This window comes from Gloeothece verrucosa PCC 7822 (assembly GCF_000147335.1).
Taxonomy (GTDB): Bacteria; Cyanobacteriota; Cyanobacteriia; order Cyanobacteriales; family Microcystaceae; genus Gloeothece; species Gloeothece verrucosa.
Genome location: NC_014502.1, coordinates 250,745 through 267,326 on the forward strand (window position 1 = coordinate 250,745; position 16,582 = coordinate 267,326).

The window sequence follows — 16,582 nt, forward strand, 5'->3', positions numbered from 1 at the left end:
TTACAACTTCTTTTTATTTTGAAAATAACAAGCGATCGCTACCCTAGCCCTTCTTCTTATTGTTCCATCGCTTTTTCTTTTTTTTGCCCGATTGATCAGACATTTGCTTATAAACCCCCATCTCTTCGAGATATATCTCCCTCAGTTTCCATGCTGCCATCCGACGGGCATCCGTAACCGTCCAACACTCGATTTTAGGCAACTCATCAATATCGGAGAAGCCCTTCAAGTAAGCCAATTTAGCAGTAAGATCAACAAGAGTTTGGGCTATTAACTTACAGCAAGAATGGGGATGGCGAACCACTTGCTCCTCGGCGAAGCGAATAATTATCCAGTTGTTTTCTAAAAAATACTGATTTCTACGTTTATCCTTCTCGTCATCGATGCAATGATGGGGTCGCTTACTTTTTCCCTCGTAGGGTTCATCAATTTCTATATCGATATGTAACCCTGTAGTAGGATCAATATACACAATGTCGTGACTGTATTTCAACTGACTGCCTGGAATAGGAAACTCACCCCCATAGCTCACCAAATCCTTAAAATATCCCTTTAATATCTCAAAGAAGTATTTCTCGCTGACCCCCTGTTGAGCAAGGGACTTTCCCGTTGGCTGTAAAACCTTACCCTGTAGCAACTCCCTTAATTGTGCGGCTCGTAGTTTGGGGTTAACCCAACTCTTACGTTGGTGATACCGTTGCATCAACCTCTGAGTTTTCTGCCATTTCTCCATTTTTAAGGAGTAATCAAACTCAAGCTCTCTATAATATTGTTTCAACCACTTCTTTAATGCCCACAGTCCCAATATCACCCCTATTATCCCAAACATCACCAAAAACAAGCTGCTCGGATTCCATTGAGCCTTGATTAAAATGAAAGCAAGGAATCCTATTAATGCTCCAACGCCGCCCCACAACCAAGGTGATTGAGTGCAGCGAGGTAATTGGATTAATTGTTGTCGTTGTGGCAACGAGTATGTGGGTAATCGCACTTTCATTGATGAATGGAAGAGTGTGATCGATTTGGGAATTAGTACAACGGGGTAAGGCAAAATCTTTTTTTTTAAAAGTAATTATCTGTAAAAATTTTACTTGATTAAACTTAAGCAAGTCATCTTGAAGTCATCTAAAAAAAAAATTTTCAAAATCTATATTAGGGCAGATAAATTTTTTCGCCCAAATGTTGATGATTAAACTATCCTTAAAACTCAGCACTTAAAACTTATGAAAAACCTGTTAAACCCCACAATCAAATCTTTAGTCGCGTTGGTGCTTTTCCCAATTCTAACTTTTTCATTAAGTCCCAAGCTTGTCAAAGCTCAAACCGACTATTCACAATTCCAAAACAATCCGTTAGAAAAACAAAATGATCGTACAGAACGCCGAAATAATCGTCAACTAGACCGACAAAATGACCGTACAGAACGTCAAGATAACCGTCAACTAGACCGGCAAAATGACCGTACAGAACGTCAAGATAACCGTCAACTAGACCGACAAAATGACCGTACAGAACGTCAAAATAATCGTCAGTCACTAGAAGATAGTGGCAGCTAATAATATTGCCTGAATATAGCCAAAGGCTCAAGGCAGCCGGATTTTTACAAATTAACTTGAATCTAGAAGAGGGCACTCTCTGAGGTGCCCAATTTAGTATAAACAATTAGTCAGGAAGCCTTTTTTTTTACGCCTGAGTGTCAATAGCTAATTTGATCACCAACGATTAAAATAATTTTATAAACCCCAAAATTCAGTAAACTGTAACAGCTTATAACCCCTACTGCTGCCCAAAAATAAATTAAAATATCTTCGTCTTCAACAGTCTTTATAAGATATTGTTGATAAAAATATTTTAGTCTTCCCACTAACCACTTGAGCAAAATTAGAATGACTAGAGTCGCCAAAGAAAATATCAGTAATTTTGAAATCATCACTCAAAATCCCATTGTTCTTGAAAAAATTTAAAATCAACTCTTTTCTCTTTTAATTCTTGTAAGGGCTGGTGCAGCCTAACCCCTACAAGATTTTATTAAATCAATTAGACGGTTTATTATCTCCAATATTCCAATCCCAAACCTTGTAATTAGGTTTCCAATAAACCTTAAAGGTTGAAGGAGACAAAACTGTCAAACCATGAGGGATAATAAATAGTGAACTAATCAACAGAGCTTGTAATATCCAATTCCTCTGCGAAAGGATAACTAAGCCTTTTTTATTAATTGAGGTCGGCCTTATTGGCTCTTTTAATTTTTTTTTTTCATTTTTTATCTCCCTTTCAAGGTTCTTTGCAAGTTGATCCATGAACATGACGAATAAAATTCTCAATAACAATTGGGAATACCAAGGTAATTCGTCGTAATTAAATGGACGAATTGATCTATCAAGTAGAGAATCCGTTAATTCGATTTCGGGTTTTTCCATTTTATATGTCCTCATTTCAAGTTTTTGGTTTTTTTCAAAGCCATTCAATAAAAAGCTAGGAAATAATTTTGAGAAAGTTGAAAAAAGCGTGAGAATTAATTGGGTTAAAGTTTGGCTCTAACTAAAACCCAGACTAGCCACCCCACCTAAAATTAATTAAAAAAACTCCGATCACCCCAAGTCCAAACAGAAGAAAAATTTCGCCCAAGTTGGGGGAGTGATAATTTTTGACTTGAAAATCCCAATTATTATTGACAATTATTACAATAATCAAAATTATTAAAGTAAAAATTGAAGGGGTCAATAATTGGTCTAAGGCATAAGAGGGAAAATTGCGGGATAGCCAAATATCTAGATTTGGCAACTGATCGATCATGAAAATTCCTTAACTCCTATTGATATTTTCTTTGTCCGGGTGGAACAACCCATAAAGCGCAGAATCCTGATTTTATTTGACTTCCGCCTAGGGATAATTTGACTCCCAACTTGTCCATCTCGGCCATGCAGCGCCCGCTATCGAGATAAGCCTTATTCCACTCGTAGAGTTGACGGGCGAATTTACCGTCCTTTGACTGTGCCCAGGCTAGTGTTATCGCTTCATCAAGGGTTGCGATTTTCACTCCTGACGAAGCCAATTGATTTACGCTCACTGTAGCTCCTATTCCACTAATAAAACCGAAACCGAATACCGCCGCGAATAGAGCAAGCCCCGGTATCAGTACCTTCGACGGGCGTTTCAACTGCAATGCTTCGGTCTTCCCTATTAACTCTTTCACCGAAGCCGCTATCAATTTTTGAGTAGAAGCTACCGCATCAACTGAGGTTTTCTGTTGGTGTTTCCTCATGTCCTCGATGGTTAGTTCTAATGCGGCTGGTGCTTCTTCGAGCATCACTTGCAAAGAGCCAACGGCTATCAACACCAGGAATAATGGGTCATTGGCATTAAGTCCATGTTTGACGACAAGATTTAATACTTTAGCCCTGAATATTGTATCCTTATCATCAAGCACCTGGACCAAAAGACTTTTAGTTTCGCCATCTAGTTCCTCCCACAACTCCTCGAATTGCTCATCAGTGGGAAAGGTGTTCGGTTTGATTGCTATCGCTGTCATCGTTCCTCCCTAAAAATCGTCGTTGCTAATTTTTACCTCCTCCATCAACTGCTGTGCTGAGAGAGGGACGGGTTCAGCACTCACCAAAAGGGAGCGTATTCCATTCTCCTTATTAGACTCGGTTACCGTATGACCATTAACTTCATTGGCAGAATGTACATCGGGAATTGTGCTAGATTCTGCAACCGTATCGGGGAGAGCTTTGTTTTTTGTTCTCCTGTGCTTCTTAGCGGAGGCGGCTTTTTCCTTCTCAAGTTCCATCATTGCTAAAATAGGAGCGAACACTTCTGTGCTAGAAATAGCATCAAAGCACTTATCCAAAAAAGTTTTAGCCCGTTGTTTGACCAGAATTCGGTCAAGAAGGGCGAACTGAGGATGCCTTTTAGTCCTGTCGGCAAGCTCGGCTAATCTAAGGCGACTCTCCTTAAAACAACGCATCTCCGGCTTAGAGAAAATCAACTCAGGCATATCGATGACGGGGATCTTTAATTCCTTGATCCGTTTGGCGACCCCATGAAGGGCTAGACCCTCTCTGGCTCGTTTATTCAATCCCAAGTTACAGACGAGGATATGAGAGATCGGTTTGGTGAAGGTATTAATTGAATGTTCCAGTAAATCCAAAGATTCAATGGTTCCATCTGTGACAAACCAGAAGTACATTTTTGTTGAGGAATCACCTTCTAAGGATTCTAAAATATCCCTCTGTTTTAGCCATCGGGTAATGATCACCTCAACCTGGGCCGGCAAATTGACGACCACTAGATTTCCCGATACAGCCTCCTCCAATATACGGTCAACCTTAAAGACATCCTCTTCATCTTCACTGAAATATATATGAGCCAGAATACCAGGGGGCGATTCGCTCATATTGGGTTCAAGTGTTGCTACGGCGACATTGTCAGCCGCATAATTATAATCCCCCGTTGTAGGCTTCTTCAAGTCTTGCGTTTGCCCTGTGGGAGTCGAGACTCCTTTAGCCCTACCGGCATGGGCAATTATCTCGTCATATTTTTCGGGTTCAAAGACCAACCCCACATCTGGCGAGGTGCGATCAGCATCATAGAATATATATTTAACCATCGTCAAGATTAAATATTCGAGTAGTGCCATGCACCACATTGATTTTCCAACGCCACCCTTCTCTCCGATGATGAAATGTAATTGATTCATATTTCCTCCATTAGTTATCTTTGATGTTGAATTTTTCTTTGATCAGATTCATCTGGTTCTTTAGCTCGAAGTAGGACGCACGAGCCAGATAATTTAATTCTTCGGGGGTATATTGGTCGCTGCTCTCACAAGCCAGAGGTAGCCAGAACGCCCTGATCGAAAGAGCAATCAATTGCCGTCCCTTTCCCCACAGGAGATTATTTTTTTTGAAGAAACCTATTAGATGCCTTTCATCTTTTTTATCGTCCTTGAACGTGAGGGTAATTATCGATTCAGATGCCCGTTTATTGACTTTGTCCCTTTCCTTTTGAATTACCTGTTCTAAAAGTTTCTCTTCAACTCCGGATTCGGCGCTCATTAAAATCTCCTGTTTGATCAAACGTCTTAAACATTTAGTTTTGTAACCAATCAATTCGGACTGTGTATAATGACTTGCTTCTCTCAAGGCTTTAACTAACCAGAAAGCACGAACCGCATCCCAAATTAAGTTAGATTCGCTAACGTAAGGATTAGTCCGAATAAATTTGAGTAAATCGCCATTAGGTTGCCCCACTTTCCCGGTTAACGTTATCGATAACTCTATCGGGTCCCCCTGTCGGAATAACGTATTAATCGAATTGGTCGGTGTCATAATCGGTTCCCGTATTCGTCCTATTAAATGATTGTGTGGGTGGCAGGGGTACCGAAGAGTTTAAAGATAACTGAGTTGCGGCTCCGGCTCGAGTTAATGAAGCGAGATCGCTCTTTCGGTTGTCTTTAAGGTCTGATAGCTCTAATACCTTTATAAGATGCTCAATTTGCCCCTGTAAACAAGAAATGGCTTGCCTTCCCAGTTCCCTTATCTGTTCTCGGTCGTACCTTCCCGATTTTTGACAGGCGAGGGGTAACCAGAATGCCCTCAGCGCCTCGATCACCATTTCTTTAGTGGTCGCCAGGGGATAATCCTTGACGAATCTGAGCAACTCATAATCGGGACTGCTCCTCTCGCGCTGTATTCGCAATTCCATCGTCTCCCGTCTCCGTGTTTTTGAAAGCTCATCCATCGCTCCGACACCATCTCACTTCTTCTTAAGCGACAACAGATGGGGTCGAAGGAACGACACCGCAGAAATAATCCCAGATACACCAGATATCTGCCCATCTGTTTCCCATTCCCCATTCTTGAATATCATCGGGCATGGTAAGCTTGGCGTGTAAGTAAATATCCTTGTCACTGAACAATTCAAATAACATCTTTTTGAGATAATCTGCCGTTCCCCCACACAACAGCACCTCACCCACATCGGGGGGCAATACATCCGTTAACCAGTTCGCCACTTGGATCTCGTATTGCCGACGAACCGCAACGATCGCTTTCTTGAGTCGGATCAATTCATCTTCTTTATCGGCTTTATCTCGATATCGCAGCACTTTAGTTAGGGGTTCATCGCTTCTCCCGTCTCCGTACAGCGCGAGCGCCGGAGTTAGAGATTGATCGTTGTACCCTGCCGTCTCTTTGATGACACCCCGTATGAATTTGGCAAAGCCGAGGTCGGTTGTTAGATATTCGCCTTTCTTACCCCGATTGAAGACCAATGTGCTGATATTGCGATAGCCGAGCATCACTACGGCCACATTGGTATTATATATGTTCTCTTTACCCCGCTTGGCCTTATGGTACATGAACAAGCCGCCCCCCTCCGGCTTGCAATCAAATTCGACCAAATTTACCCTCATCTTCCCAGTGGGCGTTTCAAAAACTTTCAACGCTTCCTTCAAGGCACTTTCCAAATTGTCTTTATCTTTGTACTCGCCCGGCGGTAACACCGTCGCCAGCGACAATCTCAACTGTGAGGGAAGATTGAACATTTCTTTGAGTACCCACACGGCTGCCGCTATCTTGGGAATGGCCAGGGACATCTTCGGCTGTGACAGCATTGGCGTAACCGTCGCCTGACATCTGGCCAGGTATCCCACTGCCAAATATTTTCCGCCCAGTCCCACCCAGGCGCAATCCTTCGGTAATACCCCCGCGTCGTACTCACTTAACAACTCACGAGGAACTTGAATCATCTCCGGCTCCATCGCAATAACCGATCTAAGGACGAAATTCAATCCGCCGATGATCTTCGTAGAAGATCCTCCGCCGTCTATTGCCATTATCAAGCTTTGCCGGGAAGAAGTTCCCGACTTTTTTTTACCCGTCATATTGACATCCTCAAAAAACACTGATTTTTGACTTTTCCGAAACACGTAAATACGTCGTTTCGGACATTGATTCCGGCCATTACCTCTCCAGGTTTTTAGCCCAAAAAAGTCGTCTCGATGTATTCTCCATATATACCACATGACCCAAAAGCGATTTTGGCTCGGAAATAGCTCAAAGAGCGAACTCAACCATCACGGGATAACTACAGAATGTAGCACTCAACAATACAACTTAGCAAGCCATGCCTATGTCATGACAAATTGGCGATCGCTCCTTCTCCTAAGACGGCAGGCTTGGCAGGGGGACACCCCCTGCACCCCCAATTAAAGGCATCTACGAGTTTATCTTTTCTTAAGGTTTATCAAACTAGATCCCGGACAACTAAAAATAAATTAGTATCCTTCGCTCAACAATTCACTGAAAAATAATTTGTCCAAGGTCTTGCCATAGTTAATGTGCTATGGCAAGATATTTAAATCGACACCACCATCAGACAATTTTTATCAACCCATCTATCAATTCTGACAGATCACCACCCGACTATTGATAGACACTCAATAGTATTTACTCAAAATTCCCAATAACACTCTTACTATCTTGTACAGCCAGATAGTCGAGGGTTAGACTTTTCATTGATCATTGGTTAAAAGAACCCTTCTTCCCCTCGATTCTGACAAGAATAAGTGTAATTGCTCGTATCTCCGCACTTTGGGGCAATAGTTTCATTTCCTAATAACCACAATCAAGAACTAATTAAAGAGTTTTAACATCATGACAGAACTTCGAGACGAAAAATTTCAACTTCGCTTAACCAAACAGGAAAAAGCTAAAGCTGACCGAATGGCGTTGGGTTTAGGGATGTCATTGAGTGCCATATTCCGTTCTGTTATTTACAGAAACTTTTCGATTCTGGAAATTCCTGATGTCAATCTTAGGACTTATCTCAAACTGGGAAGAATCAGCAATAACATCAATCAAATCGCCAAAGTCCTCAATTATCATCAAAAAGTTAATACTTCTATCCCTTACGAGTTTTTATTTGACCTTAAAGAACAGATCGCCAATTTGTCAACTCAAATCAATCAAGTTCGCTCTCAACTGATCCATGATAGCAAAACAGATTAAGGGAACCAATTTCTATGGCTGTCTGGCTTACGTTCTGGGGAGAACGGGTCGCGTTATCATCGACACTAACGTGGGAATTACATCTCCGGCTGAACTGGCAACACAATTCGATTCATACTGCCAACGTAATCCAAGGGTTAGACGGCCAGTCTATCACGCTATGCTTTCTCTGGCCGAAGGGGAGAAACTCGACCCGGCTTCGTGGAAGGCTATAGCATCGGATTTCATGAGGCATCAGAAGTTCACCAACGTCCCGTATCTCGTCGTCCAACACAATGAAAAGAATCACGATCACATCCATATTGTAGCCGCTAGAGTCAGAACAAATGGCACTTGTGTGAGGGACTCTTGGGATTATTTGCAAGGGCAGAAGGCTGTACGGCATTTAGAGGAGAAATATGGTCTTAAACCCCCCCAACCGAAACGATATAAATTTAGAGAAACCGAAGGGGCAAAGTTAAATGATTATCATCCTGAAGAAAAACATGAGCAACGCGCTCATTATCTCTTAAAAACCACAATTGACAGCATTTATCCCCATTGTTATTCTTTGATTGAACTGGCTAAAATGCTACTTGAACAGGGCATTAAACTCGAAATCCGAAAAACTAAGCGTACCAATACAGTACAGGGTGTACGTTACCAAATTGGGAAATTCAAGTTTAGCGGCACTCAATTGGGAAAAGACTACACACTCCCCGGGCTAACCTATAAAAGCCAACGAACACATCAGTTAACCTTTAATCCTTTTTCAGATCTTGCCCTTATTGAGTCGCTCAAACTTTCTCAAAAAGAAAATGAACAAGAAACTCATGAAATCCTTCAAAAGCCACGCCCTACTCGAACCTTAAGAAGGTGAATTGATTTTTGGATTTTAACTCGATTCAATAAATTTTCCGAAATTTTTGTAGTGAGGAGATTAACTCATGCTAAATTCCACTCCCAACACCTTAACCGTAAAAATCATCAATAATCAAGAGCTAGAAATTATTGCTCAAGGCGAAAATTTTCTTGTGGATTTAGAAGCCGCTTTAAAGATTTTAGGGAAAAGCCTTGAATGGTGGAGAACATTCCCGCCCGGGAAAACTAAGCGGCTAAAGAATAAGGGCTTTTCCGGACAAATTGAAACCTGTAACATTTTCTCCGCTAATAAATCCGTTAAAAATCTCCAAACAATATCTTATAAAGACTGGTTAGTCTTAACTTCATACTTGGCTGAAAAGCGAAATATTCAAGCCATCAACTTATTAACTTACTTGGCTCAGGAAGGACTGCAAAATCAACTCAACACATTTTTAAAGAAGCCGGCAGGAATTCCCTTACACTTTTGAGCTAAGGGATAAAAGTCGGGTGTTAAAAATCCGACTTTTCCCTAAACTCTAACGAATTTTATCGGGTTTTATCCTTAAAAATTAGGTTTTTAAGGACTTGTGCATAATGGGATAAGATCTAAGTTTAACCTCTATTTCTACTCGAAAAATTTCAAACCACTAATCCAGTTCTTAACGCTATGACCACTAAATGAGTTTTATCTTTAGCATTTAATTTTTCCCTTAAATCGGTCATATAATTTTTTAAAGTATTTAGGGAAATGTCAAGAGCTTCAGCAATCTCGGTATAACTGTATCCGTAAGACAAATAATGCAACATCTTTTGTTCTTGGGAAGAAATGAAAGTTTTTTTGACCAGTTCATAATATATATCTAATCTTCGTATGCTAACAGGTAGCTCACCTACAGATTGAGAGAGAACTATCTTGTCTAATTGTTGAATTAATGGTAATGAGGAAAATATACAAGCATCGCCACCATTGGTGCTATCCCACGTCAGGACAAATACTGATGGATAAACTTCCTTAATCCAAGATGCGATTGTTGTTTGTTCTGGATGGGAAATCAGAAAAAAATCGGGTTTAACTTTTTCTAAAGTGGGACAGATTTGATCGACTGATGAAATAATTGAAATTATTTTATATTTATTCGATGTGCTTAAAATCTCTTGAATTCCTCGTTTTAAGCAGAAATTGTTCGAGAAAATGATTAAACTCCACTGAGACCGGAAATTGGGGACATTTTGTGTTTCAATGAGGAGATCCATTTCTTTTACTTAAGGGTTTTATCTTATTTAAATAATTTTAGAGACTATCTAAGACAAAGCACAAAAACATCTGTATTTAGTAATAAATTTTAAAAAACTTAAAAGAACTAGAAACTAATACAAAGAGAGAAAAAGAAATCGAGGAAAAGCCGAACAGCGATAAGGGAACCGGGCCAATTATCAGTAAACTCAAAAGTTTTGCCGCCACTCAACTAAAAATAAGACCGAAGAAAATCTGCCAACAGTTAGAAATTTAAGCAAAAATCATTAAATAAGTAAAAATACTAAAACCAATTTTGCTCCAAACAGGAAACCCAAATAGGGGACAAATAATTATAGCTTGGGCCCCTAAAAGCAAGCTCAAGATTATAACAGATGATGTTAGCCCACCTGCCAGCAATATTCCCACTGCTAAAAACAAGCAGACTCCAAAGATGCTCCATTGTAAAAAAGAGTCGATTCTATCAATTTCTTCCTTGTGTTTGTTCATTGTTCAAACTCAATTTTTAATAGCTGCTAATACTACCATATATGAAGCTAAATAAAATCCAAAAAGAAAATTAAGATTTTCCCCCCCTATCAAAAGTACCCCTCCCCTCTGAAGCCTGAAACCCTTTATTTCTCGTCAAAACTCCCTTTATTTTTTTTTAATGGCTTTTTTTGAATTTTTTCCCATCCAGTTTAGATAAGCATTTCAGATAGTTTTTTTTAACTTTTATTTATTAACAAAACTTAATGTCGACACCTTACCAAAAGTACCTACCGCTCTTAAAAAACAAAAAGTATCTTTATTGCTATGGAATTTTTGAGGAGTTGCAGATGACGCTATCAGTTAAAACAAAACCACGAAGAGGGATTACTGAAAAGATTAAACAGATATCCCTCAAAGAATGGTTCCTCCTTTCTTGGTGTGCCTTGATTCTCAATATAGGCGGCTCATTAATTCGCTCAGGAACGGTAGGAGCAATAGGATTATTGGGGTTTAGCATTTGGGTGCTATTGGCACTGTTTGCCGTTTACATTGGCGATCACCCCACCCGACGCATAGCTCTTTTACAAAAGACGTTAGATAAATACGGATTTATCCCCGTCGTTTGGTTGCTATCGTTTTTAATCCTTTTTCTGGATAAATTAGCCCTACCGACTTTCGCACAAACGGCCAATAATGGTGGCATTAACGGCTTTTTCTTCAACAACATTAAGCAAAAAGCGACAGATTTTTTAAATACAAATGCCAATGCTTCCGGTGCGGTTCCGATTTTGAATTTTGGCTTTGCGGTTCTGCAAATTCTTATGCTTCTTTATATCGCTTGGTCCATCGCTAAAGTGATTCAGGCGGCACGGGAAGATGAAGATTGGAAGCAGGCGGCAAAAACCCCATTGATCGTGCTATTCGCGGTTACCGCCGGAGATTTTGCCGTTCAACTAATTTAAGTTGAAATAAGGAACTCACGAAGATGAATGACAGCGATTTCATTAGGGTAAATAAAACCTTAGACAAAACGCCTTCTATCCTATTTATGCCGGGAGATCAGGCAGTAAGTTGGATGATTATTGCTGGTGTTTCCTACTACATCGGTAAACAGTTATTACAACTGTCATGGATTTGGACGATATTAATAGCCGCTTGGGGTATTGGGACATTCTGGTTACTTACCGCCAACGGATATCATCGGTTCTTCTCCCGTCTTTTGAATGCACCCTTATGGACTCGCGCCATTACCACCTATACTCCACTGCTATTTGACCATGACTAAAATCGGAACCAAAACTATTAGATTACCAGGAGGGAAAAAAGAAAAACTCAAGCCGTTTGAGGACAATTTTGACTTGCTTACTTACGTTGAGTATCGAGAAGGAGGTAAAAATGTAGGCGCTGCTGTGCAGAAGAAGAAAAATAAGGAAAGTTACAAAATCGTGGGTGGTGTTGATGTATGCGGGATTTCACCGGTTGGTGAACCCGAACAATTACTCGGTTTCTTATCCCGTATAAGTTCCGGAATTAAGGATTTACCCAAAGGAGAAACACTGACTTTCCACTTCGGCATCTTCGTTGACGATAATCCTCGTCAGCAAGAATTAGCCGAACTGCAAAGGAAAACTGATTCACCCGTTTTACAACTATTGCTCGGGGGGGCAAGGAAACGGGTAAGGCAGTTAACCGTCTCGGGTATCCGTAAGCGCAACTTTTTAAGGATTTATTATACCTATACAGTAGAGGAGGGAGTTAACAGAAGCAATACAGACTTTTTTGACAACATTCTCATCGCTTTAGAGAAGGGGTGGCACAAGTTCACCGGTGCAGAGCGTGAACTCAAAACCACAGCCGTCCAACAAATATTACTCGACGCTTATCATAGGGGGTTCGCCAGATTCCTTAACCTGCTGTCAGAGCAGATGTACTTAGAGGTTAGACCCCTGTCGGTAGAGGAGTTATGGGAGATTGATTGGGGACGCTTTAATAAGTCTGCACCTCGGTCATTATCTCAAAAAGTCATCGTGGAGAAGGAGGAGTTCAATGAAGAGATAAACAGCAGGATACATCCACTGTCGTTGTTACTTAACAAGGAGGTACCCTTCGCTTGTCGAGATTGCGTAAAAAATAACGGAAAATATACAGGTGTGTGTTTATGGGCCGATAAACCGGATGGGTGGATTGATGGTATTGCACAGCTAAAGTCAGTCTGGGAGGTGATGAGCAAACCCAACGTTTGGGATACCGAGATTTTCGTACAACTACAAAGTGGTAACGAGCGCCTGTTAAAAGATAAGATGAACTCTCTCACCAAACAGGCACAGGTAGCGGCGACACAAGCAGCAACGAAAAACCACACCGATGTAGGCGCAGAACTGAGGATAAACAAGACAATTGAGGCTGAAGCCGCCTTATACGAAGGAGCCAAGCCAATATGGGCATCAATTGTCTTCCTCATCCACCGTGATAATACAAAAGAATTAAATCGAGCCTGTGACGATTTCTGTTCTCTATTCCAACAGCAGGGTTGGGTGGTGCGCGAGACGGAGTACGCCTGGTCTATCTGGCTCGAAACATTCCCCACTTTAATCTGGCGGAGAATGCTATCATCTCCTTTCAATCGCCGCCAGAACTATCTATCAACTGAAATTCCCGGGCAGTTGCCACTGGTATGTAATTATTCCTTAGATAGACGAGGATTCGAGCTTATAGCAAGTGAAGGGGGTACTCCTATCTATCTTGATATTTACGATCAACATCGCAATCTAATGATTTTCGGACGTACCCGTTCGGGCAAATCGGCCCTCGTTGCCGATATGCTAACAATGGGAATAGTAAAAGGTTTGCCCATCACGGCCCTTGATTTCCCTAGAGCCGATGGTACCGGTACCTTTAACGACCTCTGCAAGCAGTTACCCTCTTTTTGCAAATACGTTGATACTGGGGATTTAGAGGAGGGTATTAACGCCCTAGAACCCCCCAATTTACGGGGAGCATCGCCAAAGGTGAAAAAAGAGAAACTTGCCGATTTTAAGGAATCTCTACAAGAGATCCTGAAAATGATGATTCTCGGGATTGACAATCAATATTTCGATATTAATCCCGATAGCGTCAAATCCCTTCTAACTCTGGCTCTAGAGGAATTTTACAACAACGACGACATTAAGAATAGATTTGCCATTGCCTTCCGTAAAGGTTTTGGGTCAATTGAATGGCAACAGATGCCCACACTTATCGATTTCAAGCAGTTTCTTTCCTTGGAACGTTTGAAATTGATAGACCCCGACACTTCGACCGTTAAAGCGTTAAAATTCTGCAAATTGAAGCTCGATGAATGGTTAAAAAGTCGATTGGGGGAAATTCTCAGTAAACCTACCACTTTTAATAGTGATACCCAGATGTTAGTCATCGCACTGCGGAATCTTAAATCTAACCTTGATGCTGCTGTTATTGCTTCTCTGGCGTATCTAGGGGCTTTACGCCGCTCTCTAACTTTTAGTGAAAGTATCTTTTTCCTCGATGAAGCCCCGATTTTATTTGAGTTTGACCCGATTAGCTTAAATGTTGGGCGTTTATGTGCCAATGGTGCCAAGTCGGGAATAAGGGTCATTCTCAATTCCCAGGAACCCTTGTCAATAGCCAAGTCCGCCGGTGCCGACAAGATCCTCGCCAACATGACAACGAGATTGATAGGGCGTATTGAATCCCAATCGATCACCGATTACTGCGACGTTTTTCGTTACCCAGACTGGTTGATTGCTGATAATGCCTTGGAAGGATTTAAACCCAATTCTTACCATTGGTATTCTAATTGGCTGCTAGATGATCAGGGATTTTTAGCTCGTGTGCGACATTATGCGGCTCCGGAATTGATGGGGTTGATCGCCAATAATCCCAAAGAATCCGAATTAAGACGCAAAATTTTCACTCAATATAGCGGCGATGAAGTTAGAGCCATCTATGAATTATCAAAACTTTACCAACCCGCCTCCTAAATTTATTTTATAACGGAGCATTATCAATGAGCAAAAAAGGAATTTTCATAGGATTCATCAGTGCCGTAGGACTTCTAGCTTTTCAGGTTCGTAGTGTGATCGCATCCGATAACATCTTAGAAGATCTCATCGGGCAGTTTATTGATATTAAATCCGAGTGGTTAGCAGTGGCTAATGGATTTGAACAGAGAATGGAAGCTTGGTTACAATCCCAATTAAACATTAATTTAGATGAAAACATCATCGGAGAATTGGGATTACCTGACCCCCAAGATATCCGTAACTTTATCGAAGAAACATTCTCCACAGATGGAGGTATTATCGAGCAAGGCCCCTTAGCCGCTAACAATGAGGATAGAGAAGCAACTCGCGCCCTAGCACAGGAGACTTTAAGTAAAGAGGGTCAACAGGAACTCATAGACAAGTTAAATTTTGTTGAGGCGACAACACAACAGGCGATCTCATCGGGGCAGGACGCACAAAGCCGCACTGTTACCCAGGAAGTGCTGAAAGATATGGCTCTACAGAATGCTCAGATCGCTTCATCTCTGGCTGTACTGACTTCACAGACGGTAGATGCAAGCACTAAACAGGATATGGCCAATTTGAATCTCGCCAATATCTCTTCTAGCATAGATAGCCAGAATCTCAGGCAACAAGCCAATTCGGCGGGGGCGGCTAACTCATTATTACAAATCGGGGGATTTGCTTCGGCAGGTTTGGATTATTCCCCCAAATAAGTTGCCAATTTAACCATTATTAATTGACTTGAGGTATGCAGTCATGTTTATCCTGATGCAATCGACAGAAATCACACCACAAGAATTCCTAAAAGAGGCGCAACAGGCCCAGGAACTTGTGTCAAAAGCGATGGACAAACTGTGGATAGACCTATTGACTAGCGATATATATCATATATTGGCGGATTTTGGCGCATTTATTGCCGTTTTTACCATAGCTATCACGATTTTATTCTTAGTCAAGGAGTTATTAGCTGATGAATTAGCCTTGCCTCCTTACGAACGTATAGTCTGGTTATTTATCGTCGTGGCGTTACTGGGGAATGGGGGTTCTTGGTTGGGCGAAGCGACAATACAGTACAGAAATATCTTAAACGGAATTAATCAACAAGTATTGACAAAAACTAACGCTCAATTAAGTTACGCATATGCACAGGCCAGTGGGGAGATTTCTTTAGATATATGGACAAGCCAACAAATTCAACAAAAATGTGCCCCCATATCCGACCCCGTACTCAAACAACAGTGTATTGATGCCATTAAAGAGACAGCCCAACAAATGGCGAACCAGCAATTACCCTCGACTCCTGATAGTAATTGGATCGAAGATTTGGGAGCAATCATAGCTTCGGAATTAGAAACTATCGTCATCGGCTGGATGCTGGCTTGTTCTATAGCTTTCCAATGGATAGTCGAGGTGACGTGGGTATTGACGGGGTTGTTGGGACCGTTAGCGGTAGGGGGAACCTTATTACCCGTTGCCCAAAAAAGTCTATATGCTTGGTTAATAGCATTCTACTCTGTGGGCTTGTGCAAACTTTGCTTCAATATATTAATTGCTTTAATCGCCGTACTGCAAACGAGTTCTCCGTCTACCAACAAACTCATCTTCAGTATCGCGGTTGGGGTGATGAGTCCTATATTAGCAGTTGCTCTAGCCGCAGGTGGGGGAATGGCCACCTTTAGTAGTTTAGCAACCATAACCGGTGCGGTGGGGGGTATGGCGGGCGCGAAGATGGGGGGTGCAATAATGACCGGGGCTTCAAAATCTGGAGCAACAGGCATGGGAATGGTGAGAAATGCCATGTCTTGGGGTAGGAATGCCGCCTCAAGCCTTGAACGTCGAAGATCATCACGACCTAGTGTTACCGTAATGCCAATGTCAAAAAACCGTTCTGTACGTACTGGTTCATTACCCGAGCGTACCATTAATGTTACTCCTCAAAATACCTTACCCCCCGGCAGATAAATCTAATAGAA

The 16,582-nt window shown here is 41.4% G+C and carries 19 protein-coding genes; 9 read left to right on the forward strand and 10 right to left on the reverse strand.

Translation table 11 applies throughout. From position 1 onward, the window contains the following. Nucleotides 1–43: 43 nt before the first annotated feature. Nucleotides 44–997 carry a DUF308 domain-containing protein gene (locus CYAN7822_RS33655; protein ID WP_013325708.1) on the reverse strand — a complete coding sequence of 318 codons (954 nt, stop codon included), beginning with the start codon at nucleotides 995–997 and terminating at the stop codon, nucleotides 44–46. A 226-nt stretch (nucleotides 998–1,223) separates the two neighbouring features. On the opposite strand from CYAN7822_RS33655, the gene CYAN7822_RS33660 reads away from it, so the two are divergent. Then, nucleotides 1,224–1,556, forward strand: coding sequence for a hypothetical protein (locus tag CYAN7822_RS33660; RefSeq protein ID WP_013325709.1), 333 nt, complete (start codon nucleotides 1,224–1,226; stop codon nucleotides 1,554–1,556). 140 nt (nucleotides 1,557–1,696) lie between these two features. Here the strand turns inward: CYAN7822_RS33660 and CYAN7822_RS33665 are convergent, their stop codons facing one another. The 7 genes from CYAN7822_RS33665 to CYAN7822_RS33700 form a co-directional block, all read right to left on the reverse strand. Continuing rightward, nucleotides 1,697–1,930: a hypothetical protein gene (locus tag CYAN7822_RS33665; RefSeq protein ID WP_013325710.1), complete on the reverse strand. Its 234-nt coding sequence runs from the start codon at nucleotides 1,928–1,930 to the stop codon at nucleotides 1,697–1,699. A 103-nt stretch (nucleotides 1,931–2,033) separates the two neighbouring features. Further along, on the reverse strand, nucleotides 2,034–2,420 hold the full coding sequence (locus CYAN7822_RS33670; RefSeq protein WP_013325711.1) for a hypothetical protein: 387 nt from the start codon (nucleotides 2,418–2,420) through the stop codon (nucleotides 2,034–2,036). Between the two features lie 392 nt (nucleotides 2,421–2,812). Further along, a complete protein-coding gene (locus CYAN7822_RS33680; RefSeq protein WP_013325713.1) occupies nucleotides 2,813–3,532 on the reverse strand; it encodes a DUF6753 family protein in 720 nt (239 codons plus the stop codon). Between the two features lie 9 nt (nucleotides 3,533–3,541). After that, the gene (locus CYAN7822_RS33685) at nucleotides 3,542–4,702 is read right to left on the reverse strand and encodes a hypothetical protein (protein WP_013325714.1); all 1,161 of its coding nucleotides are present in this window, start codon (nucleotides 4,700–4,702) and stop codon (nucleotides 3,542–3,544) included. Between the two features lie 10 nt (nucleotides 4,703–4,712). Next, nucleotides 4,713–5,333: a hypothetical protein gene (locus CYAN7822_RS33690; protein WP_013325715.1), complete on the reverse strand. Its 621-nt coding sequence runs from the start codon at nucleotides 5,331–5,333 to the stop codon at nucleotides 4,713–4,715. Continuing rightward, nucleotides 5,311–5,745 carry a hypothetical protein gene (locus CYAN7822_RS33695; RefSeq protein ID WP_041934405.1) on the reverse strand — a complete coding sequence of 145 codons (435 nt, stop codon included), beginning with the start codon at nucleotides 5,743–5,745 and terminating at the stop codon, nucleotides 5,311–5,313. Before CYAN7822_RS33695 ends, CYAN7822_RS33690 begins: the two co-directional genes overlap by 23 nt. Before the next feature lie 25 nt (nucleotides 5,746–5,770). Continuing rightward, nucleotides 5,771–6,889, reverse strand: coding sequence for a ParM/StbA family protein (locus CYAN7822_RS33700; RefSeq protein WP_013325717.1), 1,119 nt, complete (start codon nucleotides 6,887–6,889; stop codon nucleotides 5,771–5,773). A gap of 772 nt (nucleotides 6,890–7,661) precedes the next feature. Here CYAN7822_RS33700 and CYAN7822_RS33705 point away from each other — a divergent pair. The 3 genes from CYAN7822_RS33705 to CYAN7822_RS33715 all read left to right on the forward strand — a co-directional run bounded on the left by CYAN7822_RS33705 (nucleotide 7,662) and on the right by CYAN7822_RS33715 (nucleotide 9,346). Next, nucleotides 7,662–8,015 (forward strand): MobC family plasmid mobilization relaxosome protein, encoded by a 354-nt coding sequence (locus tag CYAN7822_RS33705; protein WP_013325718.1) that lies wholly within the window; start codon nucleotides 7,662–7,664, stop codon nucleotides 8,013–8,015. Continuing rightward, on the forward strand, nucleotides 7,996–8,874 hold the full coding sequence (locus tag CYAN7822_RS33710) for a relaxase/mobilization nuclease domain-containing protein (RefSeq protein WP_013325719.1): 879 nt from the start codon (nucleotides 7,996–7,998) through the stop codon (nucleotides 8,872–8,874). Before CYAN7822_RS33705 ends, CYAN7822_RS33710 begins: the two co-directional genes overlap by 20 nt. Nucleotides 8,875–8,941: 67 nt before the next feature. Next, the gene (locus tag CYAN7822_RS33715; RefSeq protein WP_013325720.1) at nucleotides 8,942–9,346 is read left to right on the forward strand and encodes a hypothetical protein; all 405 of its coding nucleotides are present in this window, start codon (nucleotides 8,942–8,944) and stop codon (nucleotides 9,344–9,346) included. Nucleotides 9,347–9,497: 151 nt separating this feature from the next. Here the strand turns inward: CYAN7822_RS33715 and CYAN7822_RS33720 are convergent, their stop codons facing one another. Both CYAN7822_RS33720 and CYAN7822_RS33725 read right to left on the reverse strand, forming a co-directional pair. Further along, on the reverse strand, nucleotides 9,498–10,112 hold the full coding sequence (locus CYAN7822_RS33720) for a response regulator transcription factor (protein ID WP_013325721.1): 615 nt from the start codon (nucleotides 10,110–10,112) through the stop codon (nucleotides 9,498–9,500). A 253-nt stretch (nucleotides 10,113–10,365) separates the two neighbouring features. Then, a complete protein-coding gene (locus CYAN7822_RS33725; protein WP_013325722.1) occupies nucleotides 10,366–10,602 on the reverse strand; it encodes a hypothetical protein in 237 nt (78 codons plus the stop codon). A 329-nt stretch (nucleotides 10,603–10,931) separates the two neighbouring features. Between CYAN7822_RS33725 and CYAN7822_RS33730 the strand changes: the two genes are divergently transcribed. The 5 genes from CYAN7822_RS33730 to CYAN7822_RS33750 are packed head-to-tail and all read left to right on the forward strand — an operon-like array spanning nucleotide 10,932 to nucleotide 16,571. Next, nucleotides 10,932–11,546 (forward strand): hypothetical protein, encoded by a 615-nt coding sequence (locus CYAN7822_RS33730; RefSeq protein WP_013325723.1) that lies wholly within the window; start codon nucleotides 10,932–10,934, stop codon nucleotides 11,544–11,546. A 23-nt stretch (nucleotides 11,547–11,569) separates the two neighbouring features. Next, nucleotides 11,570–11,869 carry a hypothetical protein gene (locus tag CYAN7822_RS33735; RefSeq protein WP_013325724.1) on the forward strand — a complete coding sequence of 100 codons (300 nt, stop codon included), beginning with the start codon at nucleotides 11,570–11,572 and terminating at the stop codon, nucleotides 11,867–11,869. Beyond that, nucleotides 11,862–14,582: a hypothetical protein gene (locus tag CYAN7822_RS33740; protein WP_013325725.1), complete on the forward strand. Its 2,721-nt coding sequence runs from the start codon at nucleotides 11,862–11,864 to the stop codon at nucleotides 14,580–14,582. The genes CYAN7822_RS33735 and CYAN7822_RS33740 overlap by 8 nt, the downstream gene beginning before the upstream one ends. A gap of 26 nt (nucleotides 14,583–14,608) precedes the next feature. Further along, nucleotides 14,609–15,322, forward strand: coding sequence for a hypothetical protein (locus CYAN7822_RS33745; protein WP_013325726.1), 714 nt, complete (start codon nucleotides 14,609–14,611; stop codon nucleotides 15,320–15,322). Nucleotides 15,323–15,365: 43 nt separating this feature from the next. Continuing rightward, the gene (locus CYAN7822_RS33750) at nucleotides 15,366–16,571 is read left to right on the forward strand and encodes a hypothetical protein (protein ID WP_013325727.1); all 1,206 of its coding nucleotides are present in this window, start codon (nucleotides 15,366–15,368) and stop codon (nucleotides 16,569–16,571) included. Nucleotides 16,572–16,582: the final 11 nt, after the last annotated feature.